This window comes from Streptomyces sp. NPDC001108 (assembly GCF_053598535.1).
The window spans coordinates 294,243-319,431 of record NZ_JBSFKL010000003.1 but is presented as its reverse complement, the minus strand read 5'-3'; the positions used below and the strand labels follow the sequence as shown (position 1 = coordinate 319,431).

The window sequence follows — 25,189 nt, the reverse complement described above, 5'->3', positions numbered from 1 at the left end:
TTCAGCAGTGACCTGGGACGGTCACTGAAGCAGAAGGGCGCCCGTGGTGTTCACCAGCGTTTTGATGATCGAGAAGCCCCTCACCTCGGAGGACGTCGACTTCGTCACCACTTTGCACGGGGAGGAGCAGATCTCGTTCGTCGTGCTTCTCCAGCCGCGCGGTGACCAGGCGGACGTGCTCCTGCGGGCCATCGACGACCTGGCGATGGGCGAACTGAAGGCGGCCGCCCAGGAGAGCGAGGAACCGGAGGGCGAGAACGCCAGACAGTCCGCCGAACTGGCACTCGAAGTGTCGCTGGAGGCGCTGCGCCAGGCCGGTTCCGAGGCGGTCGGCCAGGTCGTCGAGGACCATCCGCTCGACCTGCTGAAGTCCGTGGTCGAGGACGCGGAGGCGGACGAGGTGATCGTGCTGACCGCGCCGCACTACGTCGAGGAGTTCTTCCACCGGGACTGGGCCTCCCGCGCCCGGCACAAGGTCGGCGTCCCGGTGCTCAAGCTCTTCGCGCACAGCGAATAGGCTGGGCGGGCGGTCGAGGGTGGTACCTCCCCGCGACCGAAAGAACCCGCTCAGCTCCCGGAGGACGCACATGACACCCGGTATCCCCGCCGCCATGGAACGCCCGCACTTCATCGGCATCGGCGGCGCCGGAATGTCGGGCATCGCGAAGATCCTCGCCCAGCGCGGCGCCAAGGTCGCGGGCAGCGACGCCAAGGAATCGGGTACGGCCGAGGCGCTGCGGGCGCTGGGGGCGACCGTCCACATCGGGCACTCCGCCGCACATCTGGCGGACGACGCCTCGTGCGTGGTCGTCTCCAGCGCCATCCGCGCCGACAACCCGGAGCTGGTGCGCGCCGCCGAGCTGTCGATCCCGGTCGTCCACCGCTCCGACGCGCTCGCCTCGCTGATGAACGGCCTGCGCGCCATCGCGGTGGCCGGTACGCACGGCAAGACGACCACCACGTCGATGCTGGCCGTCGCCCTGACCGGGCTGGACCTCGCCCCCTCGTACGCGATCGGCGGCGACCTCGCCGGGCCCGGCACCAACGCCACCCACGGCGAGGGCGCGATCTTCGTCGCCGAGGCCGACGAGAGCGACCGCAGCTTCCAGAAGTACGACCCCGAGGTCGCGATCGTCCTCAACGTCGAGCTGGACCACCACGCGAACTACGCCTCGATGGACGAGATCTACGAGTCCTTCGAGGCGTTCACCGCCAAGATCGTCCCCGGCGGCACGCTGGTGATCTCCGCCGACCAGCCCGGCGCCGTCGAGCTGACCGGGCGGGTCCGCGGCCGCGAGGGGCTGAACGTCGTCACCTACGGCGAGGCCGAATCCGCCGACGTACGCGTCCACCGCATCACCCCGCGCGGACTGACCAGCGAGGTCACGATCCTGCTGAACGGGAAGTTCCTCACGTTCACGGTCTCCGTGCCCGGCCGCCACTACGCGCTCAACGCCGTCGCCGCCCTCGCCGCCGGCGTCGCCCTCGGCATCCCCGCCCACAACCTGGCCTCGGCGCTCGGCACGTACACCGGCGTCAAGCGCCGCCTCCAGCTCAAGGGCGAGGCGTCGGGCATCCAGGTCATCGACTCGTACGCGCACCACCCCACCGAGATGACCGCCGACCTGGAGGCGATGCGCGGCGCCGCGGCCGACGCCCGCATCCTCGTGGTCTTCCAGCCGCACCTCTTCTCCCGCACCCAGGAGCTCGGTACGGAGATGGGGCAGGCCCTCGCCCTCGCCGACGCCTCCGTGGTCCTGGACATCTACCCGGCCCGCGAGGACCCGATCCCCGGCATCACCAGCGAGCTGATCATCCACGCCGCCCGCACCGCCGGCGCCGACGTCACCGCCGTCCACGACAAGGACGCGGTCCCCGCCGCGATCGCGGGAATGGCGAAGCCCGGCGATCTCGTTCTCACCATGGGCGCGGGCGACGTCACCGACCTCGGTCCGCGCATCCTGGACCACCTGACGAGCTGAGGGAGCGACGTGTCGTACGAGATCGAGAAGCCGGACGAGCAGTGGCGGGCCGAGCTGTCCCCGGCCGAGTACGCCGTGCTGCGCCAGGCCGGCACCGAACCCGCCTTCGTCGGTGAGTACACCGACACCAAGACCGAGGGTGTCTACTCCTGCCGCGCCTGCGGCGCGGAGCTGTTCCGCTCGGACACCAAGTTCGAGTCGCACTGCGGCTGGCCGTCCTTCTACGACCCGAAGGACACCGACGCCGTCGAACTGATCCAGGACCGCAGCCACGGCATGGTCCGCACCGAGGTCCGCTGCGCCCGCTGCGGCTCGCACCTCGGCCACGTCTTCGAGGGCGAGGGCTACCCGACCCCCACCGACCAGCGGTACTGCATCAACTCCATCTCGCTCCGCCTGACGCCGGACGCCTGACGCGCGCCTCGGGTGCCCGCCCGTCTGCTCCGGTGGGGGTGGGGCGGGCGGCCGCTCTGAGGTGGTCTTACTGAACGCTTCAATGTCGTTATGGGGTGTACATCACGAATGTCGGACTCAGTGAAGTTGGACGGAAACAGCACCTGGCCCGGATAAAGACGCAGGTCACGAAGAGTGGTCCCCGCGCACGCGGGGGTGGTCCCGGCGACGACAAGCCGGAGTCGGTCGCGGCCGAGTGGTCCCCGCGCACGCGGGGGTGGTCCCCCTGTGGAGGACCTGGAGCCCGGCGAGGTTCTGTGGTCCCCGCGCACGCGGGGGTGGTCCCCACACGCCGAGCACGGCGGCGACGGCCAGGGCGTGGTCCCCGCGCACGCGGGGGTGGTCCCTCCGCCAGCGTTCCGGCGGCAAGGTTCCCTACGTGGTCCCCGCGCACGCGGGGGTGGTCCCCAGTCCCGGCCGCTGCTGCCGACGATGCATCCGTGGTCCCCGCGCACGCGGGGGTGGTCCCGGAAAAGGGATTCTTGATTTCATCCGCGGAATGTGGTCCCCGCGCACGCGGGGGTGGTCCCGCGGCCTTGAGCTCGGACTGGTCCCACCCCTCGTGGTCCCCGCGCACGCGGGGGTGGTCCCGGCCCTCTGTGCCTTACTGGTCGGCGTCTTCGGTGGTCCCCGCGCACGCGGGGGTGGTCCCCAGGTGGTTGGGCACGACGATCATCGGCTTGTTGTGGTCCCCGCGCACGCGGGGGTGGTCCCGGCGTGATGCCGCGAGATCCCAGGTGGCTGTAGTGGTCCCCGCGCACGCGGGGGTGGTCCCCCGTCGGCCCCGCGGGGCAAGTCGTTCAGGATGTGGTCCCCGCGCACGCGGGGGTGGTCCCACCGCCACCTCGGTGCCAGCGTCCCGGATGCCGTGGTCCCCGCGCACGCGGGGGTGGTCCCTGGCGCGGGCTCGAAAAGGCGGGTACGGGGATGTGGTCCCCGCGCACGCGGGGGTGGTCCCCCGGCGGAGCGGAGCAGCGCCTTCATGTCGGGGTGGTCCCCGCGCACGCGGGGGTGGTCCCGTTCCCGAGGGCTTCCCGGCGTACGACGGGGTGTGGTCCCCGCGCACGCGGGGGTGGTCCCGCGCGAGCTTCATGCGCTCGTCCCGCCGTGCTGTGGTCCCCGCGCACGCGGGGGTGGTCCCAGCGATGGCGAAATGCAGCTCGGGTACATCGTGTGGTCCCCGCGCACGCGGGGGTGGTCCCTGGCGCACGCCGAGCGCCTGACGACACGCGAAGTGGTCCCCGCGCACGCGGGGGTGGTCCCTGCCCGGTCGGACAGGTGACATGGGGTTTCGTGTGGTCCCCGCGCACGCGGGGGTGGTCCCCGGTGTGGCTACTTCACCGCGGACACCGCAGAGTGGTCCCCGCGCACGCGGGGGTGGTCCCATGATCGACCTCCAGGTCAAGGGGGGATGGCGAGTGGTCCCCGCGCACGCGGGGGTGGTCCCTCCCAACCCCGAGGAGAACGCCGTGCTACCTCGTGGTCCCCGCGCACGCGGGGGTGGTCCCCGGCGCCTGGCACACGGTCTGGCTCGAAGGAAAGTGGTCCCCGCGCACGCGGGGGTGGTCCCCCGGACTGGAACACGCCAGAAGGACTGTACTGGTGGTCCCCGCGCACGCGGGGGTGGTCCCCCGGACTGGAACACGCCAGAAGGACTGTACTGGTGGTCCCCGCGCACGCGGGGGTGGTCCCCCAAAGGGGACGACATGTCCGCAACCGCAACGGTGGTCCCCGCGCACGCGGGGGTGGTCCCTCCCACACCTCTCTGGAACAGCTGGAGCAGCAGTGGTCCCCGCGCACGCGGGGGTGGTCCCGAGCGAAGATGATCCGCGCCGGACGACTGAAGGTGGTCCCCGCGCACGCGGGGGTGGTCCCGCCCCGCACAGCACCGGGATCAGCACGTTGAAGGTGGTCCCCGCGCACGCGGGGGTGGTCCCTCCGCAGGGAGTACGCCCGCAACGCCCCTCACGTGGTCCCCGCGCACGCGGGGGTGGTCCCGCGCCTACGGGGTGGCCGGCATCGAGATCACCGTGGTCCCCGCGCACGCGGGGGTGGTCCCGGGGTCGTCCCGCACCAGGCGTTCCACGCCTTGTGGTCCCCGCGCACGCGGGGGTGGTCCCGGACCGGCCATACGGGCCATCCGCGTAGCTCAGTGGTCCCCGCGCACGCGGGGGTGGTCCCCGCAGCCGGTCGAGCGGTTCAGCGCGCGGGCGGTGGTCCCCGCGCACGCGGGGGTGGTCCCCACCCGCCACGGGAGGGCTGGTAGACGTCCCCGGTGGTCCCCGCGCACGCGGGGGTGGTCCCGTGGCCTTGATCCGCCCGGTCACGCCCGGCCGGTGGTCCCCGCGCACGCGGGGGTGGTCCCGGGACCGACTCCGGCTCGACCACCGGCTCGGGGTGGTCCCCGCGCACGCGGGGGTGGTCCCCTCAACCAGGCAGTCGGGGACAGGGCGAGCGCGTTGTACTGGTGGTCCCCGCCGCGCATGTGGGGTGGCTGGTGCCGGGGGCCTTCTCGAATCAGGTTGGGGCGAGGGGCCACCCGACCGCCGCCGGCCAGCGGTACTGCATCAACTCCATCTCGCTCCGGCTCCGGGCGACGGACGACCGGGGCTGGTCCATGGGCCGGGCGGAGACGTGGGGCGCGGCGACAGGGGCCACGGAACCGGGCGAGGAGTTCGGTGGACTCCGCCCCACGCGTGACGGCCCGCCGAAGGGAATCGGCGGGCCGTCACGGAGTGTCGGGTTCGGTCACCCGGGGCCGCACTGCCGTGAGGCCCCGGGGGGTGTCGTCAGTACCAGTCGGACACGCCGCTGAAGACGTGTCCGTTCCACTTCGCGTAGCCGTAGGCCCGCGCGAGCTGACCGGCGTCGTTGATCATGGGGGTGTAGCAGGTGTACGAACCGAGGGTCGCGCTCCAGGACACCGATTCGCATCGGTACGAGTTGCCGTCGCTCTGGCGCTCCACATAGGCCCAGCCGAATTCGAGGCCGGTGAGGCGTGCCACCTGAACCCGGCCCCAGGCGGTCCGGCAGGACGGGCTGTAGCGCAGCTCCGCGAACGACCAGTCGGTTCCCGTGGTGAGCGTGACCTTCTTGGCGGTGATCGCGTCACCGGCGCACCCCGCGGCGATGGGGTCCTGGCCGTCGTAGGTGAGAGTGGCCGCGCCGGCGTTGCCCGCGAAGCCGGTCTGGAGTGCGATGAGCGCGGTGGCCGCCGCGGCGGCTCTGCCGATTACCTTGCCGAACCTCATGTTGGTGTCCCCCCTGGGTCACACGGATATGCCGGGCCTCGTGGCTGCGACGGGTCGACAGTTTTGTGGGCCCGCAGCCAATTTGCCAAGATCAACAAAAGCCGGGAATCGCGCAACTATCACAAAGGAATATGTGCCCCACGTCACAGCGGGTTCGCGTGGCGCCCCCATCCCCAGGGGGGCGAACGTGGTGGTCATGGGCTTCTTCGTGAACGGGTGAGCCGGTCGGGCGCCGGTGCACGTCGTGGTGACCCCAAGAGGCGAAGGAGGACGTCCTCGGGGCGGTCCTCAGGAAGAAACCCGCCGCACCCGGGCCGCGATCCGGTTGCCGATGCGCCTGCGGAGGCTGCCGGTCGACTTGTTCCAGGAGCGGAAGGCTTCCGCTGTGCGGGTGCTGCCCGCGTGGGTGGCGGCCTCTTCGACTGCCGCGAGTTCTTCCGGGGGCAGGGTGCGGACGACCGGGCGCAGCACCTCCTCCAAGAGGGCCGTTCTGGTCGTGGTCCAGGCGTCGCCCGCGTGGGGGTGGGAGGTCCAGACGGTGAAGCAGTCGGCGGTGTAGGCGGGTTCGGAGCGCAGACGGGCGGAGATCGTGGGCCGGCGGGCGGCTCGGCCGTAGGCTGCGACGAGGTCCGGGGTCGCGGTGTGGACGAAGGCGTACAGCTCGGCCTCGGGGCGGTCCGGGGCGAGTAGGCGCTCGGCCAGGGCACCGTATGCCTGTTCCCGTACGCCGGGTTCCACCGGGTCCGCTGCGGCGGAGAGGCGCAGCGCCTCCTCCGTCCAGCCCGGGTCCGCCGACCCCGACCGGAGGTTGCGGGCGAAATCCAGGAGTTGCAGGGCGTGGCGGGTGCGGGCGTCGATCTCCTGGGGGAAGCCGCGCAGCAGGTCCGGGGCCAGTTCCGGGGCGTCCGGGTCGTCGGCGGGGGCGCCGAGGGCCGCCGCGACGAGCGCGGACCAGGTGCCGGCCGTGCGGTGGGCGTCGGAGGTGCTCGCGGCCAGGAGTTGCCGGGCCTCGGCCGCCGTGGGTGCGGACCCGTCCCAGACCAGCCCCATCGCCGTACGCAGCACCAGCGGCTCGGTGAACGGGGACATGCCACCCGCGCGGAGTACGGAGTTCAGCGCCTTGACCCGGTCGTCGCCGCCGCGCGTCCGTGCCTCGGCCGCCGCCGCGCACATCCGCAGGTGGGGGAGGGCCTGGGCTCCGGTGAACGGCAGGGCGACCTCGGTGAGGAGCCGTTCGGTCGCGGTCGGGTGCTCCGTGGTGATCCGGTCCAGTTCGCCGAGGAGCGCGGTGCGGATGTCGAACTGCTCGTCCAGCAGGTCCAGCAGCACCTGCCCGCAGTCGCCCGCGCCCCCGTCCCGCAGCGCCCGCGCCAGTCGGCGTACGACCCCGGGGAGCAGGTCGGCGCAGTCGACGTCGAGCAGCCGGGCGATGCGCAGGAGTTGCACGGTGCGGCCCACGCCGTGCCCGGGGGCTGCGGCCGGGGCGGTGAGCGCCGCGCCGGTGGCCAGTTCGGTGCGGAGGTCGTCGCCGACCGCCTCGACGAGGGCCGCCGCGACGGGTTCCCCGCCCGGCCCGGTGAAGACCGAGCGCCCCGGGGGTGTGACGGTGAGCCCGTTCCCGTAGACCGCTTCCGTCACCAGCAGGGCGCCCAGGGAAGCCGTCACCCCGGCCGGGGCGCGGCCGTCGAGTGCGGTCAACAGGCTTGCCACGGCGGTGAGTTCGGCCGGGGTGCGGTCGATTTCGGGGTCGGTCAGCGCGTCGGTGAGGCGGTGGGTGCGTTCCTCGTCGAGTGCGTACGGCCGTTCCGCCGCCCAGGTCGCCGCCGCTGCCCGTTCGGCCGATCCGAGGGGGACGCCCGCGCAGAGCGCCGTCACGGCGAGCGGACCGGCGGCGAAGGGGCCGCCGGGCAGTTCGGCCGCCGTCCGGAACAGCTCGGGGGAGCGGTTGCGCCAGATCCGGGCGCAGGTCTCGGCCCAGGCGTCGTCCACCGGCGCGGCGGGCCGGGCACCGGCGCAGTCGTGCACCAGCAGGGACGGCGAACCGCCGCTCCCCGGCGCGTCCTCGGGCAGGACGCCGACGACCTGGTGCGGGGCCTGCGCCGGGTGGCGGGTGTACGTCGTGAACGTCAGCCGGTGCGCGTCGTCCGGCGGCAGCACGGCCGAGGCGAGGGCGATCCACCGGGCCACGTCCGCACTGTGCCGCTCCACCAGCACCAGCCGCCCGGCGTCCGGCCCGCCGGAGCAGACCCGCCGCAGGTCGGCGAAGACCGCCGCGAGCCAGGGGCTCCGGGAGACGGCGAAGTCGTTCAGCGCCTCCGGTCCGGAGGCGGCGGAGGCGGGCAGCGCGGATATTCGCTCGGGGACCCCGCCCCGGGGCGGGGTGGAGGCCCAGCCCGGCGAACGCCATGCGGTGATCGGCAGCGCGCCGCCCGGCAGTCGCGTACCGGCCGGGAGGTGCACCGCGTGCGCGTGGAAGCCGATGCCCCCGGAGCCGATGCCCCCGGAACCGGTTGACCCGGAACCAGTGGTCCCGGAACCGACTGTCCCGGGACCGGTGTACGCGACCGTACGGGCCAGCAGGTGCCCGCCGTCGACCAGCACGCTGAAGCTCAACGCCTCGGGCAGGGAGCGGAGTTGGTCGGAGCTGGGTCGGGGCGGGGTGCCGGCGGGCGGCTCGTAGCCGAGGAGCTGTTCGGCCTCGGCCAGTACCGGCGTGGGCAGTCCGGCGCTGACGGCGGTGAAGTGTGCGCCGCTGCCGCCCCCGTCGTCTGCGGAAGGAGCGGAAGGAACAGCAGGGGAAGAGGTGTAGTGGAGCTGCGCGAGACTCATGCGTCGGGCCCTTTTTTCGTCCTTGCCGCAGACTTCCCCGTGCCCCCAGGGGCGGACCGTAGGCGCACGGCGACCGACCCCGGCGGGAAGCACGAACCGCAGTCGTGGGGGCGACGCTATCAAGGCGTACGCCCCCTCCGCGCGCCCCAGGAGAACCAGGGAACGGCTGTGCCGCGCACCGGAACAGGTCCGGTACGCGGCACGGTGCGCCGATGGTGCGTCAGACGAGCGCGGCTCCGGTCGCGTACGTCACGAAGCCGGTCCAAGCGGCGGGGGACAGGGCGAGCTCGGGGCCCTGCTCGACCTTGGAGTCCCGGACGTGGACGGTGGTGGGGCAGGTGGCGACCTCCACGCAGTCGTCGCCGGACCCGCCGCTGTAGCTGGACTTGTGCCAGGCGAGCGCGACTTCGACGCAGGAGTCGCCGTCGCCGCCGCTGTAGCTGCTCTTGAACCAGGAAAGATCTGAGGTGGTGGTGCTCATAGCGCTCCTCGCATCTGCCGCAGCAGACCCACGGATTCTTCGGGGGTGTGGGACTGTGATCGCATCTTGGCATACCGCATCTGGAGCACGCTGACCACCGACGGGTCGACGTGGAGCTGGCTGGACTTCTGTCCCTCGCCGTAGCCGAACCACTTGTGGTCCGGCGTCTCCAGCAGCTGGATCGGTCCGTCCAGGCCCGCGTGGCTCTCGCGGGCCTGCGGGATGATCTGGATCTCCACATTGCGCAGCTCGGCGAGGTCGAGCACATGGTCGATCGCCTCCCGGAGTACCCGCGTGCCGCCCAGGCGGCGCAGAAAGATGTGCTCTTCGAGGATGAAGCAGTAGTTGGTGCCGATCCGCTCGCGCAGCAGTTGCTGACGCTCCATCCGAGCCGTCAACTGCCGTTCGATCTGCTCCTCTCCGAGCATCGGGAGCTGGTTGAGGAACAGCGTCCGCGCGTACGTCTCGGACTGGAGCAGCCCCGGGATCAGGCGGCATTCGTACGTGTAGAGGTTGATCGCCTCCGTCTCCAGCATCGCCCACTGCCGGAACCAGTTGGCGATGCCCGGCCGCCGGGTCAGCTGGGCCGCGGCCGCCCTGATGATGCCGCGTGCGTCCAGCAGGTTCTCGGAGCGCTCGACATAGGGCAACGGCGGGAATCTGCGGCCCTGTTCGATGGAGGAGACGGTCGGTTTCGAGTACCGCACCATCGGCGCGTACTCCTCCTGGGTCAGCCCGGCCCTCTTGCGGAAGCCCTTGACCACCGTGCCGAAGATCCTCAGGCTCTCCGAGGGCTCGGGCTCGGAGCCCGACCTCGTGGAGAGCTCCGGCTCCGGACCCGTACCCGCCGCCCCGTCCGCCATTTCGATGCCGTCCGTCATGCCCCGGCCACCTCCGTGCTCGTCGTACTCCGTGCCGCTACCGGCAGACAACTCGCCCATGGTCACGGAACGTTACCCCTACTGTCCACCGTATGTACTCGTACGCTGACGGAGCGTACGAGTTCCGTGGCTGGTCCGGAGGGGTGCCGGGGGTCAGGGTGGGGGCATGGAAGCACTCGCCAACTCCGAACACCCCATCACCGTACGTGTGTTCGTGCAACCCTTCAGCTCCACGCCGCGCGGGGCGAGGCTCGCCCGCCGGCTCGCCTTGAACGTGCTGCACGACTGGGGCATCCCGTACCGCAGTCACGCTTCGGATGCGGCCGAACTGATCGTCGCCGAGCTCGCGGCCAACGCGGCGACCCACGGCCGGGTGGCCGGACGGGGTTTCGAACTGAGGCTGCGCCACTCCCCGGCGGTCGGCGGCGCGCGGGGAGTTCTGCGGATCGAGGTCAGCGACACCCGGGGCGAGGAACGTCCTCCGGGGCCGGTGGGGTTGGTCCCGCCGGCGGTCGACGCGGACAGTGGGCGGGGGCTCGTCCTCGTCGACGCGCTCGCCGACCGCTGGACCGTGCTGGACCGGAAGCCGGGCAAGACGGTCCGCGTGGAGCTGGACGTCGCGCACTGAGGAGGTGGCGCGGGGGCGCCCTCGGGCTCGGCCCGCCGGGTCAGCCGAAGGCGTCCTCGACGGCCATGCGCCGCACCGTGCGCAGGGTGGACCGGAGGCTGTCCGGATCGGTCGAGCCCAGGGCGAGGCGGATCGCCTGGGGCGGGTGCGTCGAGGTGGTGAACGGTTCGGCCGTGGACACCGAGATGTGCTGACGGGCGAGGGCGGCGGTGAGGCGGTCGGCGCGCGCGTCGTCGGGCAGCGGCAGCCAGACGAAGTAGGACGAGGGGTGGCCGACGAGGGGGAGGCCGGCCAACTCCCGCCGGGCGATGGCCTGGCGGGTCCGGGCGTCGTCCCGTTTCAGCGCCTCCAGGCGGTCCACCGTGCCGTCGTCGAGCCAGCGGCCGACGATCGCGGTGGTGAGGGCGGGGGTGTTCCAGGTGGTCGCCCGGATCGCGCGTTCGAGCGCGGGCACCAGGGCGGGCGGGGACACGACGAAACCGACCCGGAGACCGGTGGCGACGCTCTTGGACAGCCCCGAGACGTGGACCGTGACGTCCGGGGCGAGCGCGGCCAGGGGCGGTGGCGGGTCCGCCACCAGATAGGCGTACGAGGCGTCCTCGATCAGCAGCGGACCGTACCGCCGGGCGATCTCGGCCAGGCGGGCCCGGTCCGGCGACGGCATGACCCAGCCCAGCGGGTTGTGCAGGGTGGGCATGGTGTACACCGCGCGGACCGGGCGTGACGCGCACAGCTCTTCGAGGGCGTCGAGATCCGGCCCTTCGGCGGTGACGGGGACGGGCGCCAGGTCGAGGCGGAGGGCGTGGGCGAGCACCTTGAACCCCGGGTAGGTGAGGGCGTCGACCGCGACGACGTCACCCGCGTCGAGCGCGGCCATGACGGTGACGGCCAGGCCGTGCTGCGCGCCGTTGGTGAGGAGGACGCGGTCCGCGTCCGTGGTGATGCCACGGCGCCCCAGATGCCGGGCGATCGAGGCCCTGTCCTGGGGGCGCCCGGCGTGCGGCTGGTAGCGGAGCAGCGATTCGAGATCGCCGGAGGTGGCCACCTCGCGCAGCGCCTGCCGGAGGAGGTCGGCCTGGCCGGGCAGCGACGGGTAGTTGAAGTTGAGGTCGACCGCGTCCGTGGCGACCACCTGCTGGTCGATGCCGTGACCGGCGGGGACCGCGATGTCGCGGACGAACGTGCCCCGGCCCTGCTCCCGGCTCACCAGGCCCATGGCCTCCAGCTCCGCGTAGACCCGGGTCGCGGTCACCACGGCGATGCCCTCGCGGGCGGCGAGGGCGCGATGGGTCGGCAACCGTGCCCCTGCGGCGAGCCGCCCGGCCCGGATCTCGCGGGCGAACGCGTCGACCAGCGATTTGTACCGCGAAGCTGTCATGTGCCGGATTGTATGCAGGACAATTCTTCGACTGTCCTGCGTGCGGGGCCCTACGGTCGGGGCTCGGGACACACCCCCGCCCCGGGGTCCGTCCGATCCGGGAACCGTCCGCCAGGAAGGGCAGCCGCCGTGCACATCGCCATCCTCACCTTCGAGGGCTACAACGAACTCGACTCCCTGATCGCGCTCGGAGTGCTCAACCGGGTCAAGGCCGACGACTGGCGCGTCACCCTCGCCACCCCGAGCCCGAAGGTGACCTCGATGAACGGCGTGGTCGTCGAGCAGATGTCCAGCCTTGAGGAGGCGTGTGCCGCCGACGCCGTCGTGGTCGGCAGCGGCATCGCCACCCGCGAGGTCGTCGAGGACCCGGCGATCATGGACGTCCTGCGCGGACTGGACCCCTCGCGCCAACTCGTCGCGGCGCAGTGCTCCGGCGCGCTCGTGCTGGCCCGGCTCGGTCTGCTCGGCTCCATCCCGGCCTGCACCGACCTGACCACCCGGCCCTGGGTGGTCGCCGCCGGTGTCGAAGTGCTCGACCAGCCCTTCCACGCCGAGGGCAATATCGCGACCGCCGGTGGCTGCCTGGCCTCGCACTACCTCGCCGCCTGGATCATCGCCCGCCTCAAGGGCGACGAGGCCGCCCGGGACGCGCTGCACTACGTCGCCCCGGTCGGCGAGAAGGAGGAGTACGTCGAGCGCGCCCGGCGCAACATCGACCCGTACCTGCCCGCCGCGGTGGTGGGCGGCGGGCGGTGATCTCCCGGCGTACCACTCGTGTGTTCCGGTCACGCCGAGGCCGGTGACGGCTCCCCGAGGGGGCGTCGTCGGTCGGCCGCCCAGACGGCCAGGGCGCAGGCCGCGAACCCGGCGCCGAGGAGGCTGGACGCCGCCCAGCCGTGGGCGGTGAAGACGGCGGTGGTCGCGGCGGCGCCGAGGGCGGAGCCGAGCGAGTAGAAGACCATGTAGCTGCCGATGACACCGCTGATCCGGTCCGGATGCGCGGTGGTGAGCAGATGCTGGTTGCTCACGTGCACGGCCTGGACCGCGAAGTCGAGAAGCACGATCCCGACGACCGGCAGCCACAGCGTCCACGCCAACTGCCCGATCGCGGCCCACGAGACGATCAGCAGGGCGAGCGCGATCCCCGTGACCCGCCCCGCCCGCCCGCTGTCCGCCCACCGCCCCGCGCGTGCCGCGCCGAGCGCGCCGACGAGCCCCACCAGGCCGAACAGCCCGATCCGGCTCTCGCCCAACTGCCACGGCGCGCCCGCCAGTGGCAGCGCGAGCCCGCTCCACAGCGTCCCGAACGAGGCGAACAGGAAGAACGCGATGAGCCCCCGGGTCAGGAAGACGCGCTGCCGGACCAGCCCGCCGAGCGAACCGACCGCCCGGCGGTACCCCGTGGGCCGGTGCCCGCGCCGCTCCGGCGGCAGTACGGCGAGGACGAGCGCGGCGAGCCCGAGCGACAGGGCCGCGAGCACGACGTACACGTACCGCCAGCTCCAGAGCTGGGCCAGCGCCCCGGTGACCACCCGGGCGCCCAGGATGCCGATGACGACGCCCGACGTCACCGTCCCGATGGTGCGCCCGCGTTCGGCGGGTGACGAGACCGACGCGGCGTACGCCACCGTGGTCTGCACCACCACCGCGAACAGCCCCGACACCGCCAGCCCGGCGAAGGCCGGCCAGGCCCCCCACGCCGAGGCCGTCAGGAGCAGGCCCGCGGCCGTGACCGCCAGATGCGCGGCGATCAGCCGCCGCCGGTCGACCACGTCGCCGAGCGGAACCAGCAGCACCAGCCCGGCCAGATAACCGAACTGGCCGGTCGCCACGATCCACCCGGTGAGCTCCGCCGGAACGCCCAGGTCGTGCCCCATCTGTTCCAGTACCGGCTGCGCCGCGTAGATGCTCGCCACGGCGACCCCGCACACCAGCGCCAACAGCATGCGCCGTCCTGTGCCCATCACGCCTCAACCCCGATCGGTAGTGAAATGCAACCGATCGGACCGTACGGCATGATGGTTTTGATTCGCAACCAAACGGGAGGTGTCATGTCGCGCGCCAGCAGTACGCCTGCCGCGAACCCGGACCGCGCTCCGGGCCTGGAATCGGACCGGGCCGGCGGGCCGGATGGGGCTCGGCCCGACTGGACCGACCCCGAATGTCCGGTCGCCCGCGCGCTCGATCTCGTCGGGGACCGGTGGAGCCTGCTCGTCGTCCGGGACGCGATGGACGGGGCCCGCTCGTTCACCGAGTTCCACCGGCGCACCGGCGTGGCCCGCAACATCCTCACCGACCGCCTCCGCAAGCTCACCGCTCACGGAGTCCTCGCCCAGCGCACGGCGGCGTCGGGCCGTCGTCAGGAGTACGTGCTCACCGATGCCGGGCACGACCTCTTCCTCGTCGTCCTCGCGCTGCGGCAGTGGGGCGAACGCCACGCCTTCGCTCCCGGCGAGCCCCGCTCCACCCTGGTCGACGAGCACGGCGCCCCGGTTCCGGAGGTCACGGCGACCGGCGCCGACGGCACCCCTCTCAGCACCGGGACCACGCGGGTGCGGAAGGTTCGGTAGGGGACGGGGGCCGGTGTGACCGCCGCCCCCGGTCGGCTCCGGTGTCCCGGCCGGGGGCGGACCCGGCGGCGGTCGCGGGCCGGTCGCATTTACCGAACCATGACCCGACAGGTGTCCCACCGCGATCGACGGTTGCCATCATGACCTCTGAGGACGACCCACCGACGCGAGGGCTCAGAGGTTCAAGACGTGGCCGACGAAATCTACTTCAGCAACAACTACAGCGACCTGTCGCAGCAGCACGGCACCGGCGCGGGCTTCCAGTTCGAGTTCCGGTGCCAGCGGTGTTCGGACACCTGGCGCTCACCCTTCGAACCGTTCAGATCGGGCCAGGCGGCCGGCTGGATAGGCAAGGGCGTCAGCGCCGCCTTCAGCCTGCTCGGCAGCGGCGCCAACACGATCAACAACGCGGCCGACGGCCTCGCCGGTGCGACCTGGGGAAGTTCGCGGGACGCGGCGTTCCGGCGGGCGATCGACAACGCCCACGGGCACTTCAACCGCTGCCCCCGCTGCACCTCGTACGACTGCGGGCGGTGCTGGAACGCCGAGCTGGGGCTCTGCCTCCAGTGCGCCCCCGACACCGCCGCCGAGGCGGAGGCCGCCCGCCGCCGGGGGCTCAACGACTCCGTCTCGGACAGTGCCTACGCCGTCGGACAGAACGCCGGGCAGGGCTACGACACCCGCGCGGCCCGGCAGTTGGTCTGCCCGCAGTGCCGCGCCGAGACCCATGGCGGCGCCTTCTGCCCCGGGTGCGGCCACCGGCTCGCCCAGACCCCGCAGTGCGCCTCGTGCCACGCCGCCGTGCCCCAGGGCTCCGCGTTCTGCCCGGGGTGCGGCTCACGCCAGTAACGGTGACGGGCGGCCGCGCGCGGGAGGGGCACGGAGCCCGCGTGCGGCCGGTAGGCCGGGGATCAGTGGTCGCCGGGGGCGGGAGGGGCGACGAATACGGTTCGGTTGCCGTCCGGGTCGGTGAGGGTCAGGACGCGCGAGGTGTCGGTGGTCCGGGGTCCGTCGTGGCGGATGCCCGCGTGCGCGAGCCGGGTGAGGCGTCCGTCCAGATCGGACTCGTCCAGGACCACGGTCGAGTGTCCGGCGCGGTCGGGCTCGGCCCAGACCTGGATGCCGTAGGTGTCGGACAGGTGCCACTCGATCAGGCCGCGCATCGGCCGGGCGTCGGGCCCCCGCCCCAGCAGCGCGGTGTACCAGGCGGTCGCCGCGTCCAGGTCGGTGACGGTCATCTGGGCGAGCAGCCGGTGGATCGTCACGGTGCTTCCTCCGCAGGTCCGTCGGGTGTGTCCGGTGTTCCGTGGGTGCTCGCGGCTCCGGTTCCGGTTCCGGCTCCCGCCCCGGCGGGCCCGTGGGTCCGGAGGAAGGTGCCCAACGCGTCGAGCCATGTGGCGGTTCCCCGTTCGCGCCAGTCCGGCTCCTCGTCGCCGCCCAGGAAGGCGCCCTGCTCGGTCAGGACCAGGCGGGTGCCGGTGCCCTCGGGGTGGAACTCCACCGTGGTCAGGGACACCGTCGCGAGCTCGTCGCCGACGCTGAGGGTGGAGGTGTAGACGAGCCGCCGGTCCGGGACGATGTCGTGGTAGCACGACTCGAAGACCAGCTCCCGGCCGTCGGCGCGGCGGGCCCGGTTGACCTCGCGTCCGCCGACCCGGAAGTCCAGCTCGTGCGTGGCATCGGCGCCGGAGAACCAGCCGGCCTTGGACCGGGGGTCGGACCAGGCGGCGAACACACGGGCGGGCGGGGCCGGGTAGTGGCGTTCGAGGCTGAAGGTGGAGTGGGTGGTCCGGTGTTCGGTCATGTCCTCGTCCCTTGTACGGAGTCGGCGGGATCGGCGGGAACGGTGGGGCCGGCGGGGCTGTCGGCTGCGGGGTCGGTGGCCAGCTGGTCGCCGAGCCGGTCCAGGCGCTGCTCCCAGACGGTGCGCCGGGCGGCGAGCCACTCCTCCGCGGCGCGCAGCGCGGCCGGCTCGATACGGCAGGTGCGGACCCGGCCGACCTTCTCCGAGCGCACCAGGCCGCACTCCTCCAGCACCTGGAGATGCTGCATCACCGCGGGCAGCGACATGGCGTAGGGCCGGGCCAGCGCGCTGACCGAGGCCGGGGCCCCGACCAGGCGTTGGACCATGTCCCGGCGGGTGGCGTCCGCCAGAGCCTGGAAGACCCGGTCCAGATCGACCTGTTGGTTAGGCATGTTCTTAACTATGGAACGGATTCCCGGATAGTCAAGAGGTTGCTTAACCAACCTTTGGTGGGCGGGTGTTGGCCTGATCCGTACGAACGGTCCTGCGGCCTTTCCGTTCGGTGTGTCCGTCCGGTGGGGTCGTGGGTACGGTCTTGCGGAGCTGCGCTGCCCGCGGTGTGCGGCCCTGGTGGAAGGGATCGGAGAGGCACGTGCTGAGTGACGAGGAAGTCCTGCGAGCGGTGCGGGAGTTGACCAAGGGGCGGGGTGAGGAGTTTCCCGCCGCACTGCCCGGCGCGGCCGAGATCACCTGGTACTGCCTGCTGGAGGGCGAGATCGTGCGCTGCGTGGAGAGCCGCACGGAGAAGGAGCGGTTCCACGCCGGGCCCCTGGACCTCTCGGGCAGGCCGGTGTTCGAGACCGCCATCGACGCCCACCACGTCCCGCCGCCGCAGGACCCGTCCCAGGAGAAGACCTTCAGGCTGGTCCGCCGTGGGTCGGTCGACGACCGGTCCTGCGACTGCGGCAACGGGTCCGTCGCGTGCCCGCGCTGCTCGGGGGCGGGCGACCTGCGCTGCGAGCCGCGCACTCCCTGCACCGGGTGCAAGGGGAACGACAGCTGCCTGCGCTGCGACGGCACCGGCAAACGCTCCGGCGCGCCGGAGGGCCGGGCCGCCCGGGAGCAGGACGAGCGCGTCACGTGCAGGCTCTGCGGAGCCCTGGGCGCCGCGTGCGGAGTGTGCCGAGGGCGTGGGGCGGTGGAGTGCCCGACCTGCCGGGGCGCGGGGCTGCGGGCCTGCCCCGACTGCGACCGGGCCGGGACGGTGCCCCACCGGCGCTGCGAGGGAAAGGGCCGGACGGTGACCTGGACGGAGGGCGTCATCACCCGGCGTCCGGACACCGACAAGGTCAGGCTGCCCGAGTTCGGAGTCCCCTACCTCGCCCGGCAGAGCGCGCGCGAGAAGGGCGCCTGGGTCCGGACGGACCTGACGGACGACAAGCCCCTGCCCGACCGGCAGGCCAAGCTCCTCGGCCGGGAGCTGCGTCCGAAGCTCGTGAAGCGCGACCAGGAGATCGCGCGCCGCGCCGACCTGCGCTATCTGCCCCTCGCGCGCGTCGTCGTCACGGCGCAGCCGCACCGCGTCTACTACGTCGTCCCCACCGCGCGGGCCCCCTACGTACTCCTGCTCCCCTCGCGGCGGAGGTCCTGGCAGATCGCCGCCGTGGCCTGCGGCGCACTCGCCCTGCTGTTCCTCGCCGTACGGTTCATCGGCTGACCCGTTCGGCGCGGGCCCGGCTGCGGAGCGGCGGCACCGGCGGCGCACCGCCGCCGGGCCCGCGCTCCCGGCTCACCTCAATGGCGCACGTACCGGCGGGGTCCGGCAGTCGTTGATCGTCTCGGATTGTTCACATTCCCCGAGGGCACCGCTCGTCGGTCCCAAGGGGGCCATCCGAGCAGAGGAGTTGCTCCAATGAAGCGCAATGCTCTCGCCGCCGTGGCTGCCACCGCCGTCCTGGCGACGACCGGACTCGTCGGTTCGTCCACGGCCGCCGGTGCGGTGCCCGGCACGGTCTCCGGGGACGGCGGCAACCGCATCGGCGTCCTGCGGGTCGACGGTGACGCCGAGGTGAAGGAGGGCGGGCTGAGCGCCGCCTGGGTCAAGGAGTCGGGGAGCATCAAGCAGCTCACCCTCTCCGGCGACCGGATCGGCGTCGTCACCGGGGACGGCGTCGCCTGGGTCAAGGAGGGGGGCCTCAGCGCCACCTGGGTCAAGGAGGCCACCGACGTCAAGCGGATCGCCCTCTCCGGCAAGCGGATCGGCGTCCTCAAGGACAACGGCGAGGTCTACGTGAAGGAGGGCGGGCTCTCCGCCGCCTGGGTCAAGGAGTCCGTCAAGGTCAAGGACCTCGAACTCTCCGGCGACCGGATCGGCGTCATCACCGGGGACGGCGTCGCCTGGGTCAAGGAAGGCGGACTCAGCGCCTCCTGGGTGCGCGAGTCGGAGAACGCCATCGGCATCGACCTGGCGGGCAACCGCATCGGTGTCCTGGTCGGCAACGGGGTCGCCTGGGTCAAGGAGGGCGGGCTCAGTGCCCCCTGGGTGCGGGAGGCCGACGACGTCACCCAGCTCGAACTCTCCGGCGACCGCATCGGCGTCCTCAAGGACGACGGCACGGCGCACGTGAAGGAGGGCGGGCTCAGCGCCACCTGGGTGCACGTGTACGACCACGCCATCCAGATCGCCCTCTCCGGCAAGCGGATCGGCGTCCTCAAGGGCGACGGCGACGCCCGGGTGAAGGAGGGCGGCCTCAGCGCCACCTGGGTCCTTGAGGCGGACAACGTGACGGAGCTGGCGCTCTCCTGAGCCCCGCGCCCGCACGGCGGGACCACCACCACGCCGCACACCGGTGCCGACTTCGGTGTGCGGCGCGGTGTCGCGCCGCCGGTGGCCGTACCTGTGGGCGCCCCGGAAAATCGCTGGTCAGGTGGGTGATGGTTCGGTAGGAAGAGGGGCATGACTGCCTCCTCCGCCGTTCCCGCCGAGCTCCCCGACGCCACTCCTTCCTCCGACAGCCCCGACAGCCCCGACAGCCCCGACAACGCCGCTCCCGTCGAGAGCCCCGCCGACCCCAAGACCTTCGTCCGTACCGCATTCGATCTCGGGGACGTGGTGCTGCGCCCCTGGACCCGGGCGGACGCCGGATCGGAGGCCGTGCTGGACGCGCTGGTGACCGCCGCCGCCGATCCGATGGTCGCCCTCTGGAACCCCATCCGGGCGACCGACCGGGACGCCGCCCGCACCTGGGTGGAGGCGCGCGACGACGGGTGGGAGAAGGGCACGGCCGCCTCCTTCGCCATCCTGGACGCCACGGACGGCGCGGTGCTCGGCAGCGCCACCCTGCGCTGGGCCGACCGCGCCGACGGGCTCGCGATGATCGGCTATCTGCTGCTGCCCGCCGCCCGGGGCCGGGGCGTCGTCACCCGGGCGGTCACCGCGATCACGGACTGGGGCTTCGACACCGCCGACGTCCGACGGGTCGAGATCGCCCATGCCGTCGGCAACGCGGCGTCCTGCGGGGTGGCCGACCGCTGCGGCTACCTCTTCGAAGGGGTGCTCCGCGAGTCCTACCGCTTCGGTGACGGCGAGTACCACGATGAGCACCTGCACGCCCGTCTCGCCAAGGACCCCCGCCCGTAAGGGATTTGACGGAACGACATATCCGTCGGGAACCGGTCGCGCCCCTTCCGTACTCATAGGATCGACGCGACTTCGGGGATACGGGGGTGGTCGATCGTGGTGCGCGGCGGTCCGGGACGCGGACGGGGCGGACGGCGCCGGTACGGGGTGCTGGCGGTGCTGCTGCTGGTGACCGCGTGCGGAGGAGGCGGCGCAGGTGGGGGTGCGAAGAAGTCCCCGTCCGCCGCCGGTGCCACCGCGACCGCCGCCGGGGAGGCGGCGCCCGATGCCACGGACGGGCCGGCCGTCGACGCCGACCCGGCGCGCCTGCCCACCACCCGGAAAGCGGCCCTCGCCCTCATCCGGAAGGTCATCGCCGGCCCCGAGGAATTCGGCCCCGGCGTCGTCGCCCGCACCCCGTACGAGTCCGGACCCGACACCTGGCCGGTACTCGACACCGACTGCGTATGGCAGCAGCAGCCACCGGGGCGCGGGATCCTCGCCACCCTCACCCGCTCCTTCGAGTTACCCGCGACCAAGGACAAGGGGACGCTGCGGCTCGCCGCGATCATGACCGTCCACCGCGCCGACGACGGCGCCCGGTGGGAGATGGCCGAATCGCTGGAGGAGACGATGCGCTGCCCCACGCAGCAGCTCCGGCAGGGCGAGTTCATCGGCGGACTCGGCGCGAGCGCCTTGGCCCAGGGCGAGGGCAATCAGAACAGCTCGGACGACACGCTGATGGAGTCCGGGCAGTACCGGAGCAGCGAACTCGGCGGCCCCCACCCGTACTTCTGGGAACAGGACCGGATCCTCCGGTTCACCTTCGCCGTGACCGCCAAGGGCGCCAAGGGGTGGACGCAGGGCACGATCATGGACATCGGGGTGCGGGGACAGAGCGCGATGCTCATCCGGCTGGGCGACGCCCTCACGAAGAAGGGCTGAGGGGCATGGACGAGCTACGGGCCTCGGACCCGTCCTGGATCGGCGGACACCGGCTGCTCGGGCGGCTCGGCGCCGGCGGCATGGGCGTCGTCTACCTCGGCCGTGACGCCCGGGGCGCGCTGGCCGCCGTCAAGGTCATCCTTCCCGAACACGCCGGGGACGCCGACTTCCGGCTCCGGTTCCGCCGCGAGGCCGGGGCCGCCCGCCGGGTCGACAGCCCCTGGGCGGTCCAGGTGACCGGCTCCGGCACGGAGGAGGAACGGCCCTGGCTGGCCACCGAGTTCGTCCCCGGACCCGCCCTCTCCGAGACGGTCGCCCGCTGCGGCCCGCTGCCCGCCCGCAGCGTCCGGGTCCTCGGCCGGCTGCTGGCCCGCGCCCTGGCGTCGGTGCACGCGGCGGGACTCGTCCACCGCGACGTCAAACCCGGCAACGTGCTCCTCGCCGCCGACGGGCCCCGCCTCATCGACTTCGGCGTCGCCCGGGTCACCGACGCCACCGCGCTGACGGCGGCCGACCTGGTGGTGGGAACGCCCGGTTTCCTCGCCCCCGAACAGGCCGCCCGGGGTGCCTCGGCGGTCGGGCCCGCCGGTGACGTCTTCTCGCTGGGCTGCCTCCTCGCGTACGCCGCGACCGGGCGGCCGCCGTTCGGGAGCGGCGCCGTGGACGCCCTGCTCTACCGGACCGTCCACGAGGAACCCGACCTCGGCGGGATCGACGACCCCGAACTCCGTTCCCTGCTGGCCGATCTGCTCGCCAAGGACCCGGCCGCCCGCCCCACCGCCGCCGCGCTCGACGGGCGGATCACCGAGGACGCCCCGGGCGGCTCGGTCGACTGGCTGCCCGAGGACGTCGTACGGCTGATCGCCGAACGGTCGGCCGAGATCCTCGCCCTGCCCGGCATCGAGGCCACCCGCGTCGACACCCCGGACGCCCCCGCCCCGTCCCGGCGCGGGCTGATCCTCCTCGCGGGTGCCGGAGCGGTGGCCGTCGCGGGCGGCGGCGTCCTCGCCGTACGTGAATGGTTGCGCGACGACGACACCGGGGCCTCCGGCGCGAGCGGCCCCCGCACCTGGGCCATCGGCGTACAGGCCGACCTGTCCGGGCCCCGGGCGGCGATCGGCCGCGCCCAGGAACGCGGGGTGCGGCTCGCCGTCGACCGGTTCAACGCCCGTACGGACAAGCCGTTCGCGCTGCGGGTGGAGGCCGCCGACGACCGGAGCCGGACCGCCGAGGGCAAGCGGGCCGCCGAGCGGTTCGTCCGGGACCGCGACGTGCTCGCCGTCATCGGCCCCACCGACGACCCCGTCACCACCGCCGTGCTCAGCACCTACGACGAGGCGCTGCTGCCGATCGTCACCGTCTCCTCCCAGCAGGTCACCTTCGCCGTGCGGTCGATGAGGTCGTTCTTCCAGGCCGTCCCGCCCGACCCCGCGCTCGCCTACCCGATCCGCGACCGGCTGGTGCTCCGGCCCGACGTCCAACGGCTCGGAGTGCTCGTCGACCGGGCCGGTGGCCAGTCCGCCTACCTGGCGGGCTTCTACCTCAACCAGGCCATCGCCACCACCACGAACGGCACCACCTACCCGCGCGTGGTGCCCGCCGGAATCCGCGACCTCGCCCCGGTCGTGGACGACATGCTCACGCACCGCAGCGACGCCTTCTTCCACGCCGGGGACCCGGCCGGGGCCGCCCGCACCGCGCGGGCGCTCGCCGCCACCTCCTACCGGGGCCCGCGCATGGCCATGCACACGGCCATCGGCGACCGCTTCCTGAAGGAGGCCGGGGACGCCGCCGAGGGCTGGGAGTTCGTCGCGCCCTGGATCGGCACCACCGCGCCCGCCGTGAAGGAGTTCGCCGCCGCCCACCGCGCGAAGTACGGCACCGGCCCCGCCCCCTGGGCCGTCGAGGCGTACGACGCGACCCGGATGGTCCTCGAAGCCGTCACCGCGCTCGCCCGGAAGAACCGGCCGCCCGCCCGGTCCGCGCTGGTCGCGAAGATCGCCTCGTCCACGTACCGGGGCATCTCCCGCACCTACGCGTTCGGAGAGGAACTCCGGCTGAAGAACTTCGACGGCCACCTCCACGGCGTCCGCGACGGCGCCTTCCGCTACCTGGGCCCGGCCCCCACGAAGACAAGCTGATCCGGCATGCGACCGCTCCTCCCCGAAGACCCCCGGAGCATCGGCGGCAACCGGCTCCTGGCCCGGCTCGGCGCCGGCGGCATGGGCGTCGTCTACCTGGCCCGCACGGGCGGCGGGCAGCTCGTCGCCGTCAAGGTGATCCGGGCCGAGCACGCCGCCGACCCCGGCTTCCGGGCCCGGTTCCGGCGCGAGGCCGAGGCCGCCCGCCGGGTCGACGGCCGCTGGGCGGTGCCGGTGACGGACGCCGACACGGAGGCCCACGAGCCCTGGCTCACCACCGTGTTCGTGCCCGGCCCCTCGCTCGCCGAGGCCGTCGCCGCCGAGGGCCGCCTCCCACCCGCGACGGTACGGGCGCTCGGGGCCCGGCTCGCCGAAGCGCTCGACGCGGTCCACACGGCCGGGCTCGTCCACCGCGACGTGAAACCCGCCAATGTGCTCCTCACACTGGACGGGCCCCGGCTCATCGACTTCGGCATCGCCCGGCACGAGGGCGCCACCACCCTCACCGAGCCGGACGCGCTGATCGGCACGCCCGGCTACCTCGCCCCCGAACAGGCTTCGGGGAGACCGGCCGGACCCGCCTGCGACCTCTTCGCGCTGGGCTGCGTCCTCGCGTACACGGCGACCGGGCGCCGCCCGTTCGGGGACGACGGGGCCGCGTCCGTGCTCTTCCGCACCGTGCACGAACCACCGGACCTGGACGGGCTGCCGCCCGCCCTGCGCCCGCTCGTCGAGGCGTGCCTCGCCAAGGAGCCGGCCGACCGGCCCACCGCCCGGGAAGCGGCCCGGCGGCTGGCCGCGCCGCCCGGCGAGGACCCGGCCGCCTGGGCGCCGCCCGGCCTCTCCGCCCTGATCGCCGCCCGCTCGGCCGAAGCCCTCGACATCCCCGCCCCGGAACCGCCCCCCGAGCCGCCCACCGCCGCCGGGGAACCCGCCCCGCGCGGCCCCTCCCGGCGCACCGTGCTGACCGCCGGGGCCGGGGCCGTCCTGCTGGCGGGTGGCACGGTCGCGGCCTGGACGGCGGCGGACCGACGGCGCGGCACCGGGGCCCGGAAACCCCCTCGTACCGTCCCCACCCACACCGTCGCCCTGCACGCCGACCTCACCGGACCCGGCCGGGCACTCGGCCTCGCCCACCAGCGCGGCATGAGGCTCGCCGTCGACGACCACAACGCCCGCCCCGACGCCCCCTTCCGTTTGGCCCTGCGCACCGAGGACGACGCCGGGGACGCCACCCGGGCGCTGCGCGTCGCCGCCCGGATCGCCGCCGACCCGGACGTGCTCGCCGTCGTCGGCCCCACCCACGACGTTCTCGACGCGGCCGTCGTCCAGCGCTACGAACGCACCGGCCTCGCCCAGCTCGTCGTCTCGGCCGGGTCCACCACCGTCGACACGACCGCCACCCGGAACCTCTGCCTGCTCCGCGTCCTGGACGACGGCCTGGCCAACGGCCTCCCGGACTACCTGATCAGAACCCGCCGGGCGAAGCGGATGGTGGTCGTGGAGGACGGTGCCGACCCCACGGGCGCCTGGGCCATCGGAAGCATCCTCACGGAGATCACGCCCAGGAGCACGGCGTTGACCGTGCACCAGGTCAAGAGGGGCGTCGACGACTTCGGCCCGGCGGCCCGCGCGGTCCTCGACGCGGGCGCGGACACCGTGGTCCTCGCCGGGAGCTCGCCCACCCGGGGCGCCCGCTGCGCCGTGGCCCTGGCCGCCGCGGGGTTCACCGGCGCCCGCGCCTCCACCGGCCCGGTCCTCGGGCCCGCCTTCCTCGACGGGGCCGGGAAGGCCGCCGAGGGCTGGGTGTTCGCCGAGGCGTACAGCGACCCCTCCGCGATGCCCGCGGCCAAGGCGTTCACCGCCGCCCACCGCGAGCGCTTCGGCACCGCCCCCGCCCCCTGGGCCGCCGAGGCGTACGACGCGGTCGGGCTGATCGCCGACGCCGCCCGCACCACCAGCGCCACCCGGGTCCCGCGCGAGGGCATCACCCAGCGCCTCTTCCTCACCACCCACCAGGGCATCAGCCGCACCCTGAAGTTCGCCCCGACCCGGTCGGTCGACTACCGGACGGGCCTCTTCCTCCACCGGATCGAGAAGGGCCGCGCCCGCTATCTCCGTACGCCCCTCGCCGACGCCTGAGCGGTCCGTTCGGACGGACGAGGGCGAGGAGGACCCGGATGGGCCGGACGGGTGGAGGTCGCGTGGCATGAAGCGGATCTTCGGGCGCGCTTAAGAAAACCTCGATGGACCTGTGGCGCGGGGTGCGGCAGATTTCTCCGTGACG

The 25,189-nt window shown here is 73.3% G+C and carries 22 protein-coding genes and 1 CRISPR repeat array; of the genes, 13 read left to right on the top strand and 9 right to left on the bottom strand.

Going from position 1 to position 25,189, the window contains the following annotated elements; all coding sequences use genetic code 11:
• The first annotated feature begins 64 nt into the window (after window positions 1–64).
• The 3 genes from ACWC97_RS09980 to msrB all read left to right on the top strand — a co-directional run bounded on the left by ACWC97_RS09980 (window position 65) and on the right by msrB (window position 2,396).
• A complete protein-coding gene (locus tag ACWC97_RS09980) occupies window positions 65–517 on the top strand; it encodes an indole-3-glycerol phosphate synthase (protein WP_352273263.1) in 453 nt (150 codons plus the stop codon).
• Window positions 518–587: 70 nt separating this feature from the next.
• Window positions 588–1,982, top strand: coding sequence for a UDP-N-acetylmuramate--L-alanine ligase (murC, locus tag ACWC97_RS09975; protein ID WP_352273051.1), 1,395 nt, complete (start codon window positions 588–590; stop codon window positions 1,980–1,982).
• Window positions 1,983–1,991: 9 nt separating this feature from the next.
• Entirely contained in the window at window positions 1,992–2,396 is a 405-nt protein-coding gene (gene msrB / locus ACWC97_RS09970) for a peptide-methionine (R)-S-oxide reductase MsrB (protein WP_352273050.1), read from the top strand.
• 174 nt (window positions 2,397–2,570) lie between these two features.
• Window positions 2,571–4,861: a CRISPR direct-repeat array (repeat unit 29 nt; unit sequence GTGGTCCCCGCGCACGCGGGGGTGGTCCC).
• Window positions 4,862–5,224: 363 nt separating this feature from the next.
• Here msrB and ACWC97_RS09965 read toward each other — a convergent pair.
• The 4 genes from ACWC97_RS09965 to ACWC97_RS09950 all read right to left on the bottom strand — a co-directional run bounded on the left by ACWC97_RS09965 (window position 5,225) and on the right by ACWC97_RS09950 (window position 9,877).
• Window positions 5,225–5,686: a DUF2690 domain-containing protein gene (locus ACWC97_RS09965; protein ID WP_352273049.1), complete on the bottom strand. Its 462-nt coding sequence runs from the start codon at window positions 5,684–5,686 to the stop codon at window positions 5,225–5,227.
• 288 nt (window positions 5,687–5,974) lie between these two features.
• Window positions 5,975–8,515: a GTPase-associated protein 1-related protein gene (locus ACWC97_RS09960; RefSeq protein ID WP_450648516.1), complete on the bottom strand. Its 2,541-nt coding sequence runs from the start codon at window positions 8,513–8,515 to the stop codon at window positions 5,975–5,977.
• A gap of 220 nt (window positions 8,516–8,735) precedes the next feature.
• Window positions 8,736–8,996 (bottom strand): DUF397 domain-containing protein, encoded by a 261-nt coding sequence (locus ACWC97_RS09955; RefSeq protein ID WP_450648514.1) that lies wholly within the window; start codon window positions 8,994–8,996, stop codon window positions 8,736–8,738.
• Complete coding sequence (locus tag ACWC97_RS09950; protein ID WP_450648802.1) at window positions 8,993–9,877, bottom strand: helix-turn-helix domain-containing protein; 885 nt, start codon at window positions 9,875–9,877, stop codon at window positions 8,993–8,995. Before ACWC97_RS09950 ends, ACWC97_RS09955 begins: the two co-directional genes overlap by 4 nt.
• Window positions 9,878–10,043: 166 nt before the next feature.
• Between ACWC97_RS09950 and ACWC97_RS09945 the strand changes: the two genes are divergently transcribed.
• A complete protein-coding gene (locus ACWC97_RS09945; RefSeq protein WP_352273046.1) occupies window positions 10,044–10,505 on the top strand; it encodes an ATP-binding protein in 462 nt (153 codons plus the stop codon).
• Window positions 10,506–10,545: 40 nt separating this feature from the next.
• On the opposite strand, the gene ACWC97_RS09940 is transcribed toward ACWC97_RS09945, so the two are convergent.
• On the bottom strand, window positions 10,546–11,883 hold the full coding sequence (locus ACWC97_RS09940; RefSeq protein ID WP_450648512.1) for an aminotransferase-like domain-containing protein: 1,338 nt from the start codon (window positions 11,881–11,883) through the stop codon (window positions 10,546–10,548).
• Window positions 11,884–12,012: 129 nt separating this feature from the next.
• Between ACWC97_RS09940 and ACWC97_RS09935 the strand changes: the two genes are divergently transcribed.
• Window positions 12,013–12,639, top strand: a complete 627-nt coding sequence (locus ACWC97_RS09935) for a DJ-1/PfpI family protein (RefSeq protein ID WP_450648510.1) — start codon at window positions 12,013–12,015, stop codon at window positions 12,637–12,639.
• 29 nt (window positions 12,640–12,668) lie between these two features.
• Here ACWC97_RS09935 and ACWC97_RS09930 read toward each other — a convergent pair whose 3' ends face one another.
• A complete protein-coding gene (locus ACWC97_RS09930) occupies window positions 12,669–13,847 on the bottom strand; it encodes an MFS transporter (RefSeq protein WP_450648508.1) in 1,179 nt (392 codons plus the stop codon).
• An 87-nt stretch (window positions 13,848–13,934) separates the two neighbouring features.
• Here ACWC97_RS09930 and ACWC97_RS09925 point away from each other — a divergent pair, with 87 nt between their 5' ends.
• Both ACWC97_RS09925 and ACWC97_RS09920 read left to right on the top strand, forming a co-directional pair.
• A complete protein-coding gene (locus ACWC97_RS09925) occupies window positions 13,935–14,453 on the top strand; it encodes a winged helix-turn-helix transcriptional regulator (RefSeq protein WP_450648506.1) in 519 nt (172 codons plus the stop codon).
• A gap of 189 nt (window positions 14,454–14,642) precedes the next feature.
• A complete protein-coding gene (locus tag ACWC97_RS09920; protein ID WP_352273041.1) occupies window positions 14,643–15,302 on the top strand; it encodes a double zinc ribbon domain-containing protein in 660 nt (219 codons plus the stop codon).
• Window positions 15,303–15,364: 62 nt separating this feature from the next.
• Here the strand turns inward: ACWC97_RS09920 and ACWC97_RS09915 are convergent, their stop codons facing one another.
• The 3 genes from ACWC97_RS09915 to ACWC97_RS09905 are packed head-to-tail and all read right to left on the bottom strand — an operon-like array spanning window position 15,365 to window position 16,649.
• Window positions 15,365–15,718: a VOC family protein gene (locus ACWC97_RS09915; protein ID WP_450648504.1), complete on the bottom strand. Its 354-nt coding sequence runs from the start codon at window positions 15,716–15,718 to the stop codon at window positions 15,365–15,367.
• A complete protein-coding gene (locus ACWC97_RS09910; RefSeq protein WP_450648502.1) occupies window positions 15,715–16,257 on the bottom strand; it encodes an SRPBCC family protein in 543 nt (180 codons plus the stop codon). The genes ACWC97_RS09915 and ACWC97_RS09910 overlap by 4 nt, the downstream gene beginning before the upstream one ends.
• Window positions 16,254–16,649, bottom strand: coding sequence for an ArsR/SmtB family transcription factor (locus tag ACWC97_RS09905; RefSeq protein WP_450648500.1), 396 nt, complete (start codon window positions 16,647–16,649; stop codon window positions 16,254–16,256). The genes ACWC97_RS09910 and ACWC97_RS09905 overlap by 4 nt, the downstream gene beginning before the upstream one ends.
• Window positions 16,650–16,849: 200 nt before the next feature.
• Here ACWC97_RS09905 and ACWC97_RS09900 point away from each other — a divergent pair, with 200 nt between their 5' ends.
• The 6 genes from ACWC97_RS09900 to ACWC97_RS09875 all read left to right on the top strand — a co-directional run bounded on the left by ACWC97_RS09900 (window position 16,850) and on the right by ACWC97_RS09875 (window position 25,044).
• Complete coding sequence (locus tag ACWC97_RS09900) at window positions 16,850–17,914, top strand: hypothetical protein (protein WP_352273037.1); 1,065 nt, start codon at window positions 16,850–16,852, stop codon at window positions 17,912–17,914.
• Window positions 17,915–18,109: 195 nt separating this feature from the next.
• Window positions 18,110–19,003 (top strand): peptidase S1, encoded by an 894-nt coding sequence (locus ACWC97_RS09895; protein ID WP_450648498.1) that lies wholly within the window; start codon window positions 18,110–18,112, stop codon window positions 19,001–19,003.
• A gap of 150 nt (window positions 19,004–19,153) precedes the next feature.
• A complete protein-coding gene (locus tag ACWC97_RS09890) occupies window positions 19,154–19,837 on the top strand; it encodes a GNAT family N-acetyltransferase (RefSeq protein ID WP_352273035.1) in 684 nt (227 codons plus the stop codon).
• A 96-nt stretch (window positions 19,838–19,933) separates the two neighbouring features.
• On the top strand, window positions 19,934–20,761 hold the full coding sequence (locus tag ACWC97_RS09885; RefSeq protein ID WP_450648496.1) for a hypothetical protein: 828 nt from the start codon (window positions 19,934–19,936) through the stop codon (window positions 20,759–20,761).
• Window positions 20,762–20,766: 5 nt separating this feature from the next.
• Window positions 20,767–22,902 carry a bifunctional serine/threonine-protein kinase/ABC transporter substrate-binding protein gene (locus tag ACWC97_RS09880; RefSeq protein ID WP_450648494.1) on the top strand — a complete coding sequence of 712 codons (2,136 nt, stop codon included), beginning with the start codon at window positions 20,767–20,769 and terminating at the stop codon, window positions 22,900–22,902.
• Between the two features lie 6 nt (window positions 22,903–22,908).
• The gene (locus tag ACWC97_RS09875; protein WP_450648493.1) at window positions 22,909–25,044 is read left to right on the top strand and encodes a bifunctional serine/threonine-protein kinase/ABC transporter substrate-binding protein; all 2,136 of its coding nucleotides are present in this window, start codon (window positions 22,909–22,911) and stop codon (window positions 25,042–25,044) included.
• The last annotated feature ends 145 nt before the right edge of the window (window positions 25,045–25,189 follow it).